17 protein-coding genes and 1 other annotated feature are annotated in these 16079 nt (G+C 45.9%); of the genes, 2 read left to right on the forward strand and 15 right to left on the reverse strand.

Features of this window, described 5'->3' with window-relative positions:
- Window positions 1-278: 278 nt before the first annotated feature.
- The 7 genes from JOC95_RS11075 to nadB form a co-directional block, all read right to left on the reverse strand.
- Entirely contained in the window at window positions 279-1022 is a 744-nt protein-coding gene (locus JOC95_RS11075; RefSeq protein ID WP_204416084.1) for a YhcN/YlaJ family sporulation lipoprotein, read from the reverse strand.
- A gap of 98 nt (window positions 1023-1120) precedes the next feature.
- A complete protein-coding gene (nadE, locus tag JOC95_RS11080) occupies window positions 1121-1861 on the reverse strand; it encodes an NAD(+) synthase (protein ID WP_204416086.1) in 741 nt (246 codons plus the stop codon).
- Window positions 1862-1892: 31 nt separating this feature from the next.
- Window positions 1893-2900, reverse strand: a complete 1008-nt coding sequence (locus JOC95_RS11085; RefSeq protein ID WP_204416089.1) for a hypothetical protein — start codon at window positions 2898-2900, stop codon at window positions 1893-1895.
- Window positions 2857-4281 carry a SafA/ExsA family spore coat assembly protein gene (safA, locus tag JOC95_RS11090; RefSeq protein ID WP_204416096.1) on the reverse strand — a complete coding sequence of 475 codons (1425 nt, stop codon included), beginning with the start codon at window positions 4279-4281 and terminating at the stop codon, window positions 2857-2859. Before safA ends, JOC95_RS11085 begins: the two co-directional genes overlap by 44 nt.
- A gap of 149 nt (window positions 4282-4430) precedes the next feature.
- Window positions 4431-5540 (reverse strand): quinolinate synthase NadA, encoded by a 1110-nt coding sequence (nadA, locus tag JOC95_RS11095; protein ID WP_239582846.1) that lies wholly within the window; start codon window positions 5538-5540, stop codon window positions 4431-4433.
- A 48-nt stretch (window positions 5541-5588) separates the two neighbouring features.
- Window positions 5589-6428, reverse strand: coding sequence for a carboxylating nicotinate-nucleotide diphosphorylase (gene nadC / locus JOC95_RS11100; protein WP_204416098.1), 840 nt, complete (start codon window positions 6426-6428; stop codon window positions 5589-5591).
- A gap of 14 nt (window positions 6429-6442) precedes the next feature.
- A complete protein-coding gene (gene nadB, locus JOC95_RS11105; protein WP_204416100.1) occupies window positions 6443-8026 on the reverse strand; it encodes an L-aspartate oxidase in 1584 nt (527 codons plus the stop codon).
- Window positions 8027-8154: 128 nt separating this feature from the next.
- Here nadB and JOC95_RS11110 point away from each other — a divergent pair, with 128 nt between their 5' ends.
- Both JOC95_RS11110 and JOC95_RS11115 read left to right on the forward strand, forming a co-directional pair.
- Window positions 8155-9288, forward strand: coding sequence for an IscS subfamily cysteine desulfurase (locus tag JOC95_RS11110; protein WP_204416102.1), 1134 nt, complete (start codon window positions 8155-8157; stop codon window positions 9286-9288).
- A gap of 16 nt (window positions 9289-9304) precedes the next feature.
- Window positions 9305-9841, forward strand: coding sequence for a transcription repressor NadR (locus JOC95_RS11115; protein ID WP_204416104.1), 537 nt, complete (start codon window positions 9305-9307; stop codon window positions 9839-9841).
- A 47-nt stretch (window positions 9842-9888) separates the two neighbouring features.
- Here the strand turns inward: JOC95_RS11115 and pheA are convergent, their stop codons facing one another.
- From pheA to JOC95_RS11155, 8 genes are all read right to left on the reverse strand, one after another.
- On the reverse strand, window positions 9889-10755 hold the full coding sequence (gene pheA / locus JOC95_RS11120) for a prephenate dehydratase (RefSeq protein ID WP_204416480.1): 867 nt from the start codon (window positions 10753-10755) through the stop codon (window positions 9889-9891).
- A gap of 44 nt (window positions 10756-10799) precedes the next feature.
- On the reverse strand, window positions 10800-11243 hold the full coding sequence (locus JOC95_RS11125) for an ACT domain-containing protein (protein WP_204416106.1): 444 nt from the start codon (window positions 11241-11243) through the stop codon (window positions 10800-10802).
- Window positions 11244-11322: 79 nt separating this feature from the next.
- Entirely contained in the window at window positions 11323-12606 is a 1284-nt protein-coding gene (gene obgE, locus JOC95_RS11130; RefSeq protein WP_204416107.1) for a GTPase ObgE, read from the reverse strand.
- Window positions 12607-12742: 136 nt separating this feature from the next.
- Complete coding sequence (locus JOC95_RS11135) at window positions 12743-13276, reverse strand: Spo0B C-terminal domain-containing protein (RefSeq protein WP_204416108.1); 534 nt, start codon at window positions 13274-13276, stop codon at window positions 12743-12745.
- 217 nt (window positions 13277-13493) lie between these two features.
- Window positions 13494-13784, reverse strand: coding sequence for a 50S ribosomal protein L27 (gene rpmA / locus JOC95_RS11140; RefSeq protein ID WP_204416109.1), 291 nt, complete (start codon window positions 13782-13784; stop codon window positions 13494-13496).
- A 12-nt stretch (window positions 13785-13796) separates the two neighbouring features.
- On the reverse strand, window positions 13797-14126 hold the full coding sequence (locus JOC95_RS11145; RefSeq protein WP_204416110.1) for a ribosomal-processing cysteine protease Prp: 330 nt from the start codon (window positions 14124-14126) through the stop codon (window positions 13797-13799).
- Between the two features lie 17 nt (window positions 14127-14143).
- The gene (rplU, locus tag JOC95_RS11150) at window positions 14144-14452 is read right to left on the reverse strand and encodes a 50S ribosomal protein L21 (protein ID WP_204416111.1); all 309 of its coding nucleotides are present in this window, start codon (window positions 14450-14452) and stop codon (window positions 14144-14146) included.
- Between the two features lie 15 nt (window positions 14453-14467).
- Window positions 14468-14556, reverse strand: a sequence feature (ribosomal protein L21 leader region).
- 47 nt (window positions 14557-14603) lie between these two features.
- On the reverse strand, window positions 14604-16061 hold the full coding sequence (locus JOC95_RS11155) for an Rne/Rng family ribonuclease (protein WP_204416113.1): 1458 nt from the start codon (window positions 16059-16061) through the stop codon (window positions 14604-14606).
- Between the last annotated feature and the right edge of the window lie 18 nt (window positions 16062-16079).

The raw sequence follows: 16079 nt of genomic DNA on the forward strand, positions 1-16079 counted from the left end.
GGGGGTGGTGGGTGGTGTAGGGTTTGAAGGGTTTGTTGTGGGGGGAGGCTTAAGACCGGGGTCTGACCCTCGCAGGTTTTTTGGTTTTTAGGTTGCGAGGGGAGGATGGGCAGGGTGGTTTTTATTTTGGGGCGGGGGGAGGGTCAGACCCCCTGCTTTTTTTGGGAGTTGATTTTTTGTTGGGTTGGCGAAGAGCCTTGATATTGTGTTTGGGGGTTTAGGCTTCGAAAGAGTATTTTAAAAAAAATGAGGCAGACTGGTTTTGTCTGCCTCATGGGTTAGCGGTTTGGGACCATGGTGTTGATGAGGTCTTTGATTTCGGAGTTGATGTCGTCGACTGGTCCTCCGCCTCGCAGGTCGTTGTCTAGTTGTCGCACTGTATGAAATGTTCCGTCGTCAACTACGACGCGACAGTCTTTTCCGTTGACTAGTGGTTGGACTGCCTTCTGTACGTCTCTGGATAATTTCTTCTCGTTCACGTCTTTATCTGGCTCTACAGCGATCAATATGTCGTCCCCATAGGTGACGGCACGGGCGTTTTTCACGCCATTCACTTTGGTGGCGCTATTGGAAAGCTTTTCAGTAAGGCGTCCATTATAGTTGTTATAATAGGACGGATTTGCTATATTTCTGACTCCGTCTAGCTGCCCGTGGTAATTTTTGTCGCTGCGGCTGAATAGACGTTCGTGGTCATATCGCTGTCCTTTGTTTGTCGCAGGAGAAGCTGTACGACGATTATTGTTGTCGTTGTTGCCACGCTCTCCATACACGACAGCACGATCCATGATCTCGTTCAGCGGACCGTCGTTGTCGTCCATGATGCGGGCGTTTCCTTGTTCTTTTTCTGTTTCAGGGCGGTTACGGTCATTGTTTACATTCGGGTTATGCTCACTGGTGTAATAACCCATCGGGCTTGTTTCTTCATAGTACCTGTTATCAGCGGCACTGTTTCCGCCGCCGCATCCTGTCAGTCCCCCTAGCAGGAATGCCGCTGATGTTACCGTTAAGACAGACTTCCTCAATGTAAAAACCCCCTAACCAGTCAGTTGAGTACATAGTGTACTCCCTCTTAGCTTGACTGATTAGGGGGTGTTTTATTTTGTCAGTTCCCTCCAACTGCTTAAAATTTTGGAGGAGCAGCTGCCAATTGACGTTTATGTTCTGTGCGTTTGTGCATCGAATCGATGATCGCTTTGTCTTTTTCAGGAATCTGTCCGCCTTTAAGATAGCTGTCGATCATGTTGTAGGTTGTACCCATTTCATTTTCATCTGTTTGACCTTCCCAGAGACCTGCACTTGGCGGCTTGTTGATGATCGAATCCGGTACGCCAAGGACTTTTGCCATCTCGCGAACCTCACCTTTTGTAAAATGGACGAGTGGCACCAAGTCTACCCCGCCATCGCCATACTTTGTGAAATATCCTGTATGCCATTCGGCTGCATTATCAGTTCCAACTACAAGATAGCCATAGTTATTTGCAACAGCATAGAGTGTGGTCATTCTGAGGCGTGCACGGGTATTGGCATCGCCCAGTCTTGCTGTCTCCTCATTCCATTCTCCTTTTTCCTTCAATTGCCTTTCCATTTCGGAAAAAAGGACGGTATGGGTTTCGGACAGATCGATGGTGGTGTGGCTGATTCCGCAGCTTTCGATAACTTCTAGCGCATACTCCTGATCTTTCGGGTCACTTTTACAAGGCATGATGACACCAAGTGAGTTTTCAGGGAATGCCCTTTTGATAAGATGCGCGACGACCGCCGAGTCGATTCCCCCGCTTACGCCTACAATTGCACCGTTAAGCCCTGCATCATTGACTTTCTCTTGAATCCACTGAACTAATTTAGAAATTTTTTCTTCCATTACGTAATCTTCCCTCCAAATGACATATTCATTATTGTATCATGTTGTTATAATTCGTCAAAAATTGTTTGCGTAGATTCCAGCTGCTTATAAAAAAGGAAAGGTTGGTAAAGCTTTTGGGCATGGTGTGGTTATGCACAGTTTCCGAGAACTGATTTCCCTCCCGAAGAATATCCATCGGAAAGGTCAGGGCAATCCAAAACCATGGGTGTTTAAAATAGTGTTGAAATAACGGGATTTGAAAAAACTTTTTCTTATCCCATTTGATGAACGGCAGTATCCGGCTTGCGTATTGCACATCATCCCATTCCGATCTGCCGATTGAAACCAGGTCGTAATCAATTAAATACGTCTTATTATCCGTACTTTTCACGAAATTATGACTGGCGACATCCCCATGAAGAACCACTTCAAGCGATTTCTTCATCGTAAGATCGGCCATCTTTAATTGCTCCAGCGACGCTCTGCTATAGTATACAATTTCACTAATTGCAGCGGGGTTAAACCATTGAGTCAATATTGGAAGATTTTGTTCGAATTTTTCTACTCGCGCCTTCCATTTTACCAACAATTTCTCCCTTTTCAGAAACGAGCTGAGAACCGGTATAAGCTCTGCGGAATGTTGATGGAATGACTTCAGAACTTCCACTCCATCCAATCTGTCCTCTTCCCTTAAAAAAGAAAATGGCCGTTTTGATGGAATATATCTCGTCATCGTCCAGACCAGCTGTCCTTCAAACATATAAAAAAGTCCATTAGGAAGCTCCATATACTCCATACCATTGATAAACCCATTCTCTTTAAGGAGCTGATTCAAGACAATGCTGGACTGGGCAGATTGAAATTCCCCCATCCCTTTTAATATGAACGTGCCTTCATCCGTTTGTACTTTATATAGATTTTCCTTTATTTGAGTACAGGATTGTATCCTTTTATCCTGAAAAAGACGGAAGAAAAGACGATTTCGCATGAAATCGTCTTTAAAATAGCTATTTTCAAGCTTCATCATCAGTATCCGGCCCGTCAAAGTCGGATTCATTATTGCGGAAATCCTCCTCATTGGAAGGTCCATATCCGTAGCCCTGTGGTCCATAGTATCCAGGATACTGCATTCCGTACGGTGCTTGCGGGTAACCATATGGAATCTGCGATCTATAGCCCATTGCCTGTTGGGAAGCACCCCATCCAGATTCGCTATCATCAGAGGCTCCTGCTAATTGCTGCCCTTGCCCCATGCCTTGAGGGAATCCACCCATCGGACCAAAGCCTGAACCTGGCGCTACCGGTGAAACAGGATAGCACGGATATCCTCCGCCCCAAGGTCCTCCACCCCATGGCCCCATCGGCATTCCTTGTGGCATCATCCCTGGCATCATTCCTTGACCCATCGGCATTCCCTGCATTGGCATTCCCTGCATCGGCATCATTCCAGGCATCCCTTGCATTTCTGGCATCTGTCCGCCCATCTGATCTTGTACTCCCGCCACTTGTGAAGGATCCATTTGCTGCTGCCCCATTTGAGGCATTTGCCCCATCTGTTGAAGCTGCTGCATTTGACCCATATCCCAATCCGGTGACTCTTCCATCATTCCTTGGGCCATCGGCATTCCCTGCATATCCGGCATCATTCCAGGCATCATTTGAGGCATCATCCCTGGCATCATCCCTTGACCCATAGGCATTCCTTGTGGCATCATTCCAGGCATCATACCCTGCCCCATCGGCATTCCTTGTGGCATCATTCCAAATCCTCCGTGATGTCCATGATGATAAGGTGGACATGGTGGACATAACCCTGAACCTGGGAGAATCGGGGAAACCGGATAACAGAATTCCGGCTGCATCTGTGGAGCTTGAGCTTGCGGTGGTGATTCAACACCCATAACTTGCGGCTCAGGACTTTCCGGACTTTCCTCCTGAGGAGCAGAAGGCATCTTTGGCATTTTTGGCATTTCTGGCATCTTTGGCATTTCTGGCGTCTTTGGCATTTTAGGCATCTGATTGATTGGCACATTGATATTATAATTGTTGATGTCAATTTCAGGGAAATACGGCTTCAATTGAGGCATTTTAGGAACATAAGGTGTTTTTGGTGCCTCTTTGATCTGCTCTTCTTTTACTGCCGGCTTTTTCGGCATTTCCTTGTATGGGTGTTGAGCCTTCGGGGCTTCTTTTACACCCATCGTCTTAGGTGCTTCTTTTACGCCCATTGTTTTAGGCGCTTCTTTTGTCACACCCATAACCTGGCTTTCTTTTTTTACGGCTACACCTGCCATTGGCACTTTTATTTTCATTCCGGGCATAATCATGTCAGGATTGCTTAATTGTGAATTCGCTTGTTTAAGCTGATCGAAATTCACATTATATTTCTGTGCAATCTTCCACAATGTATCCCCTTTTTGTACGATATGGATTTTCAAGGGTTTTCCCTCCTTAGCAAAGTCTTTACAGTCTATGTGTCGAGTGGGCATTTTGCCACTATTCTTCACATCAACTTATGCTTAAAAGAGAAAATATATGATAAAAAAGAGGGACATCCAACTAAATAGTTTGGATGTCCCTTCTATCATCAAGCATTCGCGAGCATTCTTTCCAGGGCAAAGACAGCGTTCTTTGCCACGGCATCTTCTACAGAGATTCTGTTAATCACGTTTCCTTCTTCTATCGATTCAAGCGCCCATAATAGATGCGGCAGATCAATCCTGTTCATCGTCAAGCAGGGACACATATTGGGATTCAGAGACACTATCTCCTTATCCTGATGCGCTTGAATGATTCTGTTCACTAGGTTCATTTCGGTACCGATTGCCCATTTGCTTCCGGATGGCGCTCCATTGATCATATCGATGATGTATTTCGTGCTACCTGCAAGGTCGCTCTGCTCCACCACTTCCCTTGTACATTCCGGATGTACGATAATCGACATATCAGGCTTCTCAGTTCTAATCTGCCTGATATTATCGACCGTAAATTTCTCATGGACGGAGCAATGACCTTTCCAAAGTATCACTTTCACAGTCGATGGATCTCCTGAAAATTCCAGTTCGTCGGTGATCGGATTCCATACAGCCATTTCTTCAAGTGGTATCCCTAAATCAAAAGCGGTATTTCTTCCAAGGTGCTGATCAGGTAAAAAGAGGATCCTTTCCTTTTGGGTGAATGCCCAGCTTACCATCTTGTGCGCGTTTGAAGAGGTCACAGTAGCTCCCCCTCTTTCTCCACAGAACGCCTTGATTGCAGCTGTTGAATTCACATAGGTCAGGGGAAGCATCGTATCCCCGAAAATCTGTTGAAGCTTTTCCCAAGCCCGCTCTGTCTGATGAATATCTGCCATATCTGCCATCGAACAGCCTGCACGCAAATCAGGCAGGATCACCACCTGATTTTCTTTTGTAAGGATATCGGCAGTTTCAGCCATGAAATGAACGCCGCAGAACACAATGAAAGAAGCGGTCGTATTGGCTGCAGCCTGGGCCAACTGCAAGGAATCTCCGGTAGCATCTGCAAATTCGATCACTTCATCCTTTTGATAATGGTGACCCGGAATGAACAGATCTGCCCCAAGCTTCCGTTTGATCTCAAGCACTCTTTCTCTCATTTCCTCTCTCGACATATCCAGATAGCGAGAGGGAAGCATCTTATTGTCTTTTTTCATTAAGTCCAGGATATTCACGTACATCTTCCCCTTCTATTTTCGGCTCTTTTCGCAAAAGTTTCTAATAGAGCTTTATTTTTTCATTCCAACGTTAAAGCTTATATCCAACGAGCGTGCAGAATGGGTGATAAAGCCCAAGGATATATAATCGACGCCGGTATTCCGGAAGCCTGCCAGGTTTTCAAGTGTGATTCCCCCTGAGGCTTCAGTCACGATTCCGGCCGGTACATATGGAATGAACTCCTGGATCTCATCAGGTGTCCGATTATCAAACATGATGATATCCGCTCCGGCATTGACCGCCTCGATGACTTGTTCCTTTGTCTCCGTCTCCACTTCGATTTTGACCATGTGCCCTATATGTTGACGCGCCCGATGCACCGCCTCCGTAATGGAGCCCGCGAATTCAATATGGTTATCCTTGATCATGACACCATCATATAGGCCATAGCGGTGATTAGAACCGCCTCCGCAGACAACAGCATGCTTTTCGAGCATCCTTAGTCCTGGCGTCGTTTTTCTTGTATCACATATTTTTGTGGTGTCACTGTCAAGCAGATCCACGGCCTTTCTTGTCAAGGTCGCAATTCCACTTAGCCGCTGCAGGAGATTCAGCACGACACGTTCCCCGCTTAAAAGCACTCGCATTTTCCCATGGACGGTTGCGATCGTTTCTCCTTTTTCGATAGGCTCTCCATCTTTTTTATTCAAAGTGACAGAAGTCCCTGGATCCATAAGATTAAATGCTTCATTTAAAATGGCCTCCCCTACAAAGATTCCATTTTCCTTTGCGATGAATTGACCGGAACCGAGCGCATCCTTGTCAAAGAGAGCTTCTGATGTCAGATCCCTGTCTCCAATGTCCTCTTTAAAGAAATCACGCAACATGCTCTGCAATTTAAACTGATTCAATACTTTCCTCTCCTTTACACAAGCAGCTTTATTTTTTCTTGATGATCTATCCTTTTTTGAAGCCAGCCTTTCTTCAACTCAGGGAAATCAGAGCGGAAATGGGCGCCCCTGCTTTCTTCCCTTTTTAATGCTGACGAAGCTATCAGATGACCGATCTGCAACATAAGGATACGTTCGATTTCTTCTGAGGACAGACTCATTTCCAATCGCTCCAGCTCCTGCCAATAAGGCTCATATGTTTCAACCCACCGTTTCAGTTCCTGAAGGCCGTCTGCATGCCGGACTATACCTGCATGCTTCATCATCATTGCCTGCAGCTCCCTTTTAGCAGGAAGCGGACCTAATGTTTTGGTGCATTCATAATGTGTAGATGTTTTTTCTTCTTTTGGTTCAAGCGAGTTTTCCTTAGGTTTCATTAATATATGTTCAGCCAGTAGCTTTGAAAAGACAATCGCCTCCAACAGAGAGTTGCTGGCCAGCCTATTTGCACCGTGTACCCCGTTGCATGCTGCTTCCCCGACTGCATACAACCCTTTTAGCGACGTTTCACCATTGGCGTCGGTTTTGATTCCTCCCATAAAAAAGTGAGCGCCGGGGACCACAGGTAGTAGTTTTTTTTCAATAGAAATGCCATGTTTGCGGCACATAGTTGAAATGGTAGGAAAACGTTCTTCGAAATTCATTACGTTCTCAATGTTCAGGAATACTTTGCCGCCCTGCTCCAGCTCGTGAAAAATTGCACGTGAGACTATGTCCCTTGGTGCCAGATCTTCTTGCGGATGTATGCCCTGCATGATCCTTTTCCCATGACCATTGACCAGGAAGGCGCCTTCTCCGCGGACGGCCTCTGAAACCAAACCGACCACCAGGTTATTTACATGTAGCATGGTCGGATGAAACTGCATGAACTCAAGGTCTGTAAGGATTGCACCTGCTTGGTGGGCAAGTGCAAGCGCCATGCCGTTTACACTGGGATCGTTGGATGTATAGGAATACATTGCGCCTGCTCCACCTGTTGCAAAAATGATATGTGAGGCGTAATAGGTTTTTCTTTCTTCGAAACGATTGATCGTTTTTATCCCATAGCAGCGATCATCCCGTGTGAGAATGTTGACGACAGTTTCCTGCTCCACGACATGTACAGAATGGGAGACCTGGGAATGGAGCCACTGCATGATCCTTCTGCCGGTCTGGTCTCCGCCTGCATGTAAGATCCTCCTGTGGGAATGTGCCCCCTCCATACCGAGCGAAATCCTGCCTTGTTCATCTTTGTCAAAATTCAATCCTTCATCGATCAGTTCCTGAAGCAAACCGGGACCAAGCTTCGTCAAAAGCTCCACGGTATCTTGTTGATTATGATTGCAACCGGCAAGGATCGTATCATGAAAATGCTCCTGCCATGTATCTGTATCAGCTATCGCACTGGCAACTCCACCTTGTGCCAGAAAAGAATTATTTTCATATTTATCAGACTTTGTGAAAACCATCACATTCATATGCTTGCTTAAGTGTTTTGCCGTCAACAAAGCAGATAAACCGCTTCCGACAACAATGACATCACCATAGTGTGGAGACACAAAAAAACCCCCTGTATACATAAGTGTCTTGACACCTATATTTACATAAATTTAAACTAATGACAAGAAATATTTTTAAGAGAAACCTAGACTGTAAGATTTATTTGCGTTTAAGCATCATAAACGCCTATTCTGAAGGGAGTTTACCTATGATTTATTTAGACTACGCTGCGACTACGCCGATGAGTGCTGAATCGTTGGAAGTTTTCAACCATGTAAATCAGCATTATTTCGGCAACAGCCGCAGCTTACATGATATCGGCACCTCAAGTCAGCAGCTCCTCGAAACATGCAGATCTGAAATGGCTGCCATGATCAAAGGAAAAAAAGAAGGGATCTATTTTACAAGCGGTGGCAGTGAATCGAATTACCTTGCTATCCGGAGCCTTTTAGACGGAAACAGGGAAAAAGGAAATCATATCATTACGACAAGGACGGAACATTCATCAATCCATCATCTTATCGGACAACTCGAGGATGCTGGCTATCATGTCACCTTCCTGGAAGTGGACCACAACGGATTAATCTCGCTGCAGCAATTAAAAGAGGAAATCAGAGAAGAAACATGCCTTGTCTCGATCCACCATGCCAACTCGGAAACAGGGATCATCCAGCCGTTGGAGGCCGTTGGGAAAATTCTTCATGAGAAGAATATCCTCTTTCATAGTGATACTGTACAAACTTTTGGTAAAATACCTATAGATGTGGAAAAGCTGCGTCTATCCAGCCTGTCCATTTCTTCACATAAAATTTATGGGCCAAAAGGCGTTGGCGCATTGTATATCGATCCTTACCTTTCCTGGAAGTCCCAATATGCGGGAGCGAGCCATGAACGCGGAATGCGACCGGGCACAGTGAATGTACCAGGGATCGCCGCTTTTACAGCCGCTGCACAATCCTTGCATGCTAATATGAAAATCATAAGAGCAAAGCATGAGAGCCTGCGCGGTGCTTTTTTTGAAAAACTTAAACAGCACTGGCTTCCTGTTCATATCGAAGCAGAACAAGCCAATACTCTGCCACATATCATCGGACTCCGCCTGAAGGGGCTGGAAGGCCAGTATGTGATGCTTGAGTGCAATCGCAGACAGATTGCGATCTCTACTGGCAGTGCATGCCAGGTTGGCTCTCAAGAACCGTCACGCACGATGCTTGCCACCGGAAAATCTGCCGAAGAAGCACGGGAATTCATCCGGATTTCTTTTGGCAAGGACACTTCACTTAAGGAATTGGATATAGCGGTGACTGCTTTAAAGGAAATTGTAGAGGAAACCTATGGGTAAGAAGGAGCGAAAACAGATGAACCAAGAAAAAAAAGTACTCGGCTCAGAACGGAGAGAACTCCTTTTACACTGGCTGCAGACAGAAGACAAGCCATTGACGGGAGGGGAGCTTGCCAGCCGCACCAATGTAAGCCGGCAGGTGATTGTCCAGGATATCTCCCTGTTAAAGGCTAAAAACGAGCCGATCCTTGCGACAAGTCAAGGCTATGTCTACTTAAAGCCCCCTGGGGAACAGAGGAAAAAGGAGCGTATCATCGTCTCTTTTCATCCACCAGAAAAAACGGAGGAAGAGCTTTATATCATCGTGGATCACGGCGTGACCATCAAGGATGTGAAAATCGAGCATCCCGTATATGGGGACCTCACCGCTTCCGTGATGGTAAGCACCCGCTCGGAAGTGGACGATTTCATAAAGAAAATCCACGAAACGAAAGCTGCATATTTATCCCAATTGACCGATGGGACGCACTTGCATACCCTTGAAGCGGAATCGGAGGAAAAGCTGGACGCAGCCTGCAAGGCGCTGAAGGATGCCGGGATGCTGATAGAATAAAAAAAGGAGCAGATTCCTATATTAGATAGGAACTTGCTCCTTTTCACTTATTTCAGCAAATAGCTTGTATAGCTTCCCAAGACCTTGACCGAACAGCCTAATGCCTCCAGTTCACCGACTGCTCCTGGCAGAAGCACCTCGTCCATATGTTGGTTGATGTCGATGATGAAGAAATAGTTGCCAAGTCCCGTTTTCATCGGGCGGGATTCAATTTTCGAAAGATTCAGCTTTCTCCAGGCGAAAGCGGACAGCACCTGATGAAGCGCCCCGGATTGATCGCTTGGCAATGTCACCACAAGGGATGTTTTCTCACTATCAACATGGTGTGAAGCGTGATTGTCTGTGATCATTGCCTCATCTCTATGCAGGACAATGAACTTTGTATGGTTATTTTCATAATCATGGATGTCCTCGGCAAGCACCGAGAGCTTATATTCTTTTGCCGCCAAGCTGTTGGCTATGCATGCAGAGCGCTTTGATAGGCGGTGCTCCGAAACCAGCTTTGCCGCTGATGCCGTGGAGGACGTCGTCTCATAAACAGCATTCGGATATTTCTTATGTAAAAACTTATGGCACTGTGCTATCGCATGGGAATGCGAATAGATCACTTCAATCGGATCGCCGTTTTTTAATTGGTCGGGATGCACCAGGAGATGCTGGCTGATTGGTACAATCAACTCTGCAACTATGGGCAGGGGGCAATCATGAATCAAATAATCGAGTGTGACGTTAACGGAGCCTTCTATTGCGTTTTCCAATGGTACAACGGCATAATCCACTTCCCCATTCAAGACGGCATCCATACATGCCGGTATCGTGGAATAAGCTTTTTTCTCTCCCTGCGGAAAAAAACTGGTTACTGCCATATCTGTAAAAGTTGCCTTCGGTCCTAAATATCCAATTCTGTCCTTCATCATTGCGCCTCTCCTCTGCTAGTCTCTGTGTGTGAAATCTAAGCTTATGCCCCGGTTCCGAGGATCTCTACTTTATCTACAAATTCTAATCTCTTGAGCATGGAAAGTAAAGCATGTATATCCCCTTTTAAACCTGACATATCCAGGGACAATGTGACATTGGCCTTTCCTTGGAGCGGAATGGTCTGATGTATCGTCAGGACATTGCAGCCTACGGAAGCAACGGTGGCCAGAAGCTCTGATAGTGCCCCTGTCTGGTCTTCCAAGTGAAAAAACAAGGTCATGATTTTTTCTTTTACCATCGTATGAAATGGAAAGACGGTATCGCGATACTTATAAAAGGCACTCCGACTGAGATCGACACGCTGTACCGCCTCCGCAATGGAATCGGCCTTTCCCCTTGCAAGCATTTCTTTTACATCAAGGGCCTTTTTCATCGCTTCAGGTAATACATCCTCCCTCACTAAATAAAACTTCTCCTCGAGCATCTACCATCTCTCCTCATTCCACATGGATTTTACTATGTAAAGAAAGAGGGGGTGCTTTCTCCCCCTCTAAGTAATCACTCTATTCTACAAACTCGAATTCATACTCAAGCAGTCGTACCAAGTCGCCATCCTGGGCACCGCGTTCCCTTAGTGCCTCATCGACTCCCATACCACGTAGCTGACGGGCAAAACGCTTGATCGACTCTTCATGGTTGAAGTTGGTCATCACAAACAGCTTTTCAATGTCTGCACCGGAAAGAACAAAGGCACCATCCGGATCTCTCGTGATGCGGAAGCCCTTCTCTTCTTTCTCATGCTTGTACACAACGCGCTGTTCGATTGCCTCTTCCTCATATAGAGGGAATTCCGGCGCGTGCTCCAGCTCATCTGCCACTGCATATAAAAGGTCACGTAGACCGCTGCGGGTAAGAGCCGAAATCGGGAATACCTTCACATCATCGCCAAGCTTCTCTTTAAAGGAGGCAAGATTCTCTTCTGAATCCGGCATATCCATTTTATTCGCAACTACAATCTGCGCACGTTCAGTCAAGCGCATGTTGTATTCCTTCAATTCCTCGTTGATCGTCACATAATCGTCATACGGGTCACGACCTTCAAGACCGCCCATGTCGACTACATGGATGATGACCCTTGTACGTTCAATATGACGAAGGAACTGATGTCCAAGCCCCACACCCTGATGGGCACCTTCAATCAGTCCAGGAAGATCGGCCATGACAAAGCTTCGGCCATCTTCCGTTTCCACCACCCCAAGGTTCGGTACGATGGTAGTAAAATGATATTCGGCAATTTTCGGTTTTGCCGCGGATACTACAGATAGAAGCGTGGATTTCCCAACACTCGGGAATCCAACTAGCCCTACATCAGCAAGCACCTTCAGCTCAAGTACAATATAGCGCTCCTGACCTGGTTCACCGTTCTCGGCAACTTCCGGAGCAGGGTTTCTAGGGGTTGCAAATCGCGTGTTTCCGCGTCCCCCACGTCCACCTTTAGCCACGACATATTGCTGGCCATGCTCGGTTAAGTCTGCCAACGTCTCTTTTGTATCATCATCCATGACGACCGTTCCAGGCGGAACCTTGACAATCATGCTTTCGGAATTTCTTCCGTGCTGGTTTTTGGACATCCCGTGCTCACCACGGTTTGCTTTAAAGTGACGCTTATAACGGAAATCCATCAGTGTGCGAAGTCCTTCTTCCACTTGAAGGATGACGTCGGCACCTTTACCGCCATCCCCTCCGGCTGGTCCACCGTCCGGTACATATTTCTCACGACGGAATGCTACCATACCATTCCCGCCGTCTCCACCTTTTACATAAATCTTGACCTGATCGACAAACATTGATTTTCACTCCGATCTAAAATGCAAAGCCATCATTCGGCCTGCGATACATTATCTTATACGTTAACGCTATAAAAGAAAACTGCCCTTGCTGGTATTGTTTTCGTTGTTATCGTTTATTATTGTGGCTTTCTTCTCAGGAAAAGCGGATCTGCATCTCGCAACCCTCTTTTGAGACTTGGCTGTCTTCAACCAAAAAGCCATTTGGCTGATTTTTTATCCAGGTGGATAATCCTTCTGTGCTTTCTATTATTCCACTTAATTCGAAAAAGAAACGAATTTCCTTTTCCTCTATATGCATGCTTAAAAACAAATGGTTTTCCGCCTTTTTATCCACAGCCGTCTCAATCTGTGAAAAAAGGGACGTCACCCATTTGTAAAGCGAATGATCATAATCGGATAAATTTAACCCAGCTTCCCCTATCACTTCATATTCCATCGAAAATAAACGCGGTTCCCAATGAAAAGTGATAAGATATTCCGCAAACATAGAAGCATGCAGGTTGGTTAAACCGGACTCATGATTGGATTCCAGTACAATTTCATCTATTAAATTGTTTACCCGGTCCCAACGCCCAAGCGACATATTAGCCTTAATCAGCTGCAGCCGATTCAGCCAATCATGACGGGAATGGCGCAGAACCTCCAACGTGCTTCGTTTTTTCATCATTTTTCCTACTCCCAGCAAAAAATCCATATCTTTCTTATATGTATAAGATTATAGCATATAAATTTCGTTGAGGGGCCAGACCCCAGAAGGAATTCGACAAAAGATGTAGAATCCATAATAGTTTGTTGGTCGATGATGAACTGCTGTTTATTTTGGTGTACCCTCATCCGTAATAAAAAAACTCTAACCTAATGTCAGGCTAGAGTTTTTTCTGGAATTATGCTTCTTGAGCAACAGGATATACGCTAACTTGTTTGCGGTCACGGCCTAGACGCTCGAAACGAACGATTCCGTCAACCTTCGCGAATAACGTATCATCTCCACCACGTCCAACGTTTAGTCCAGGGTAGATTTTAGTACCGCGTTGACGGTATAAAATTGAACCACCAGAAACTTGTTGACCGTCTGCACGCTTAGCGCCAAGACGCTTAGACTGTGAGTCACGACCGTTTTTAGTAGAACCTACTCCCTTTTTGGAAGCAAAGAACTGAAGATCTAATCTTAACATGTATTCCACCTCCTATTTAGAAATGGTTATATAATTTCCATAATCACGTTCAATCGTCTCTAAAGATACGACCATACCTTCGAGTAAAAGCTGCACCTTCTCCTGTACCGCCTCTTCTATGTCAGAAGGGATTGTACAGCGCAGAAAGCCGCCTTCTGCCCCCTGCTCAATGTCGGGTGTAAAGGATAAAAGTTTGATGATGGAGTTGATTGCACCATAAGATACAGCGGAAACCCCCGCACAAACTATGTCCGAACCCCTCTTGGCAAAGTTGGCATGTCCAGTTATGGTAAACGAATCGATAGCATGTTGATCGTTTCGTTTAATTGTAACTTTAATCATACGATCACACCTTAAAATTATAGGTTGATTGCATCAACAGTAACTTTAGTGTAAGGTTGACGATGACCTTGTTTTTTACGGTAGTTTTTCTTAGCTTTGTATTTGAATACAGTAATCTTCTTCGCACGGCCTTGCTTTTCAACTTTAGCCGTAACAGTTGCTCCTGCTACTAGTGGGCTACCAACTTTAACATTGTCGCCACCAACGAAAAGAACTTTGTCGAAAGTTACAGTATCGCCTTCAGCTGCACCAAGTTTTTCGATGTAGATCGCTTGACCTGCTTCAACCTTGATTTGCTTACCACCTGTTTCAATAATTGCGTACATTCTCTTGCACCTCCTCAATAGACTCAGACTCGCCAGTGTCAGGTATATGTAACGAAAAACGCCCATATTTATACGGAACCTGGACTGTGCGGTTGTAGCACGGGTGCTACAAACTAACAAAGAACATCTTAGCATACTCCAAAGCCTGATGTCAATAAGGTTCCAGCGATTTTAGACGATCTTTTGCATCAATCGCCGAACCTGTAAAAACAATCTCATAACCCGGCTTGCCATCTGATCTTACATAATATATTTCCACACCTGTCCGCTCAACCAGGTCTGGCAAGGCATCCATGATTCTTTTCACATCCTCTGTAAGATCGACGATGATTGCCTCCACATCCGAACGATAGTATTCAAGAAGCTTTCTTTCAAGTTGAAAGGCGATCGTTTCGGGGGAATATACCGTACCTTTACCAAGGCATGGGTCACACTTTTGCAGAAGCATCCGAGTCAAAGGCTCCCTGATTTTTTTCCGTGTCAGCTGCAGTAGATGCAACTCGGTGAATCCGATGATCCGGACAACAGAACGGTCCTTCCGCACTTCGTTCCGCACTATCTTCAGCACCTGCTCCTGCTCCTCCACACTCGACATATCAATGAAATCGACAATGACAATGCCTCCGATCTCCCTCAACCGAAGCTGCCGTGCCACTTCTTTCGCCGCTTCAAGATTGGTCTTCAGAGCCGTCTCTTTCAACCCGGTCTTTCCGACGAATTTGCCTGTATTGACATCCACAACCGTCATCGCTTCCGTATGCTCGATGATGATATAGCCCCCACTCGGGAGCCAGACGATCCGCTTTAACGCTTTTTCAAGTTCCTGATCGATCCCTCTGCGTGCAAAGATATCTTCCTTCCCATCATAAAAGCGCACCGGATAGCCCTGCTTCTTCAGGAGTTGAAAGGTTGGAGCATCGTCCACTTCCATTAGCTTGATCTCAGCTTTAGGCATTTCCCTGAGCAGTTTTGCGAGAAAATGATCCTCTTTATGCAAGAGTGCTGGAACCTGGGAGGAGGACATTTTTCCCTGTACATCGAGATACTGCTGCTGCAGCGCGGATAATTCCTCCTCCACCACCTCAACGAGGACGTGCTCACCAGCAGAACGGAGTATCACGCCCTCTTCCTCGGTACACCAGCTGTATAGATGCTCCCTCCACTCTTTACGGCTTTCCTCTTTCATCTTTTTAGAAATGCTCTTGAATTTTCCGAACGGCTGATACACGATATGTATTCCCGGAAACTCGATGAGCCCGGTCAGTTTTGGACCTTTAGTTCCTTCTCCTTCTTTTGCCACCTGCACTAGGATCGCTTCTCCCTGATGGACAAAATGCGAAATGCCCCGCTTTTCCTTTTCAGGTTTGGATAGCGGCGATAATTGATAGGACGACAATTGGTCGCGGTGAAGATACCCGGGCTGCTTTTGTCCAATATCGACAAAGGCTGCCTGCATCCCGGGCAAGACATTCACAACGCGACCATAATAAATATTTCCTTCTATATGTTCAGTAGTAGGCCTTTCAATCAGGAGCTCTACTATCTTATCCTGCTCTTTCACGGCAACCCGCTTTTCCGTTGCACGCAGATTCATTATAAGCTCGGTCAATGGAATAGCCTCGACTTT

Origin of the sequence: Sutcliffiella tianshenii (genome assembly GCF_016908565.1) — a bacterium.
Lineage (GTDB): Bacteria > Bacillota > Bacilli > Bacillales > Bacillaceae_I > Sutcliffiella_A > Sutcliffiella_A tianshenii.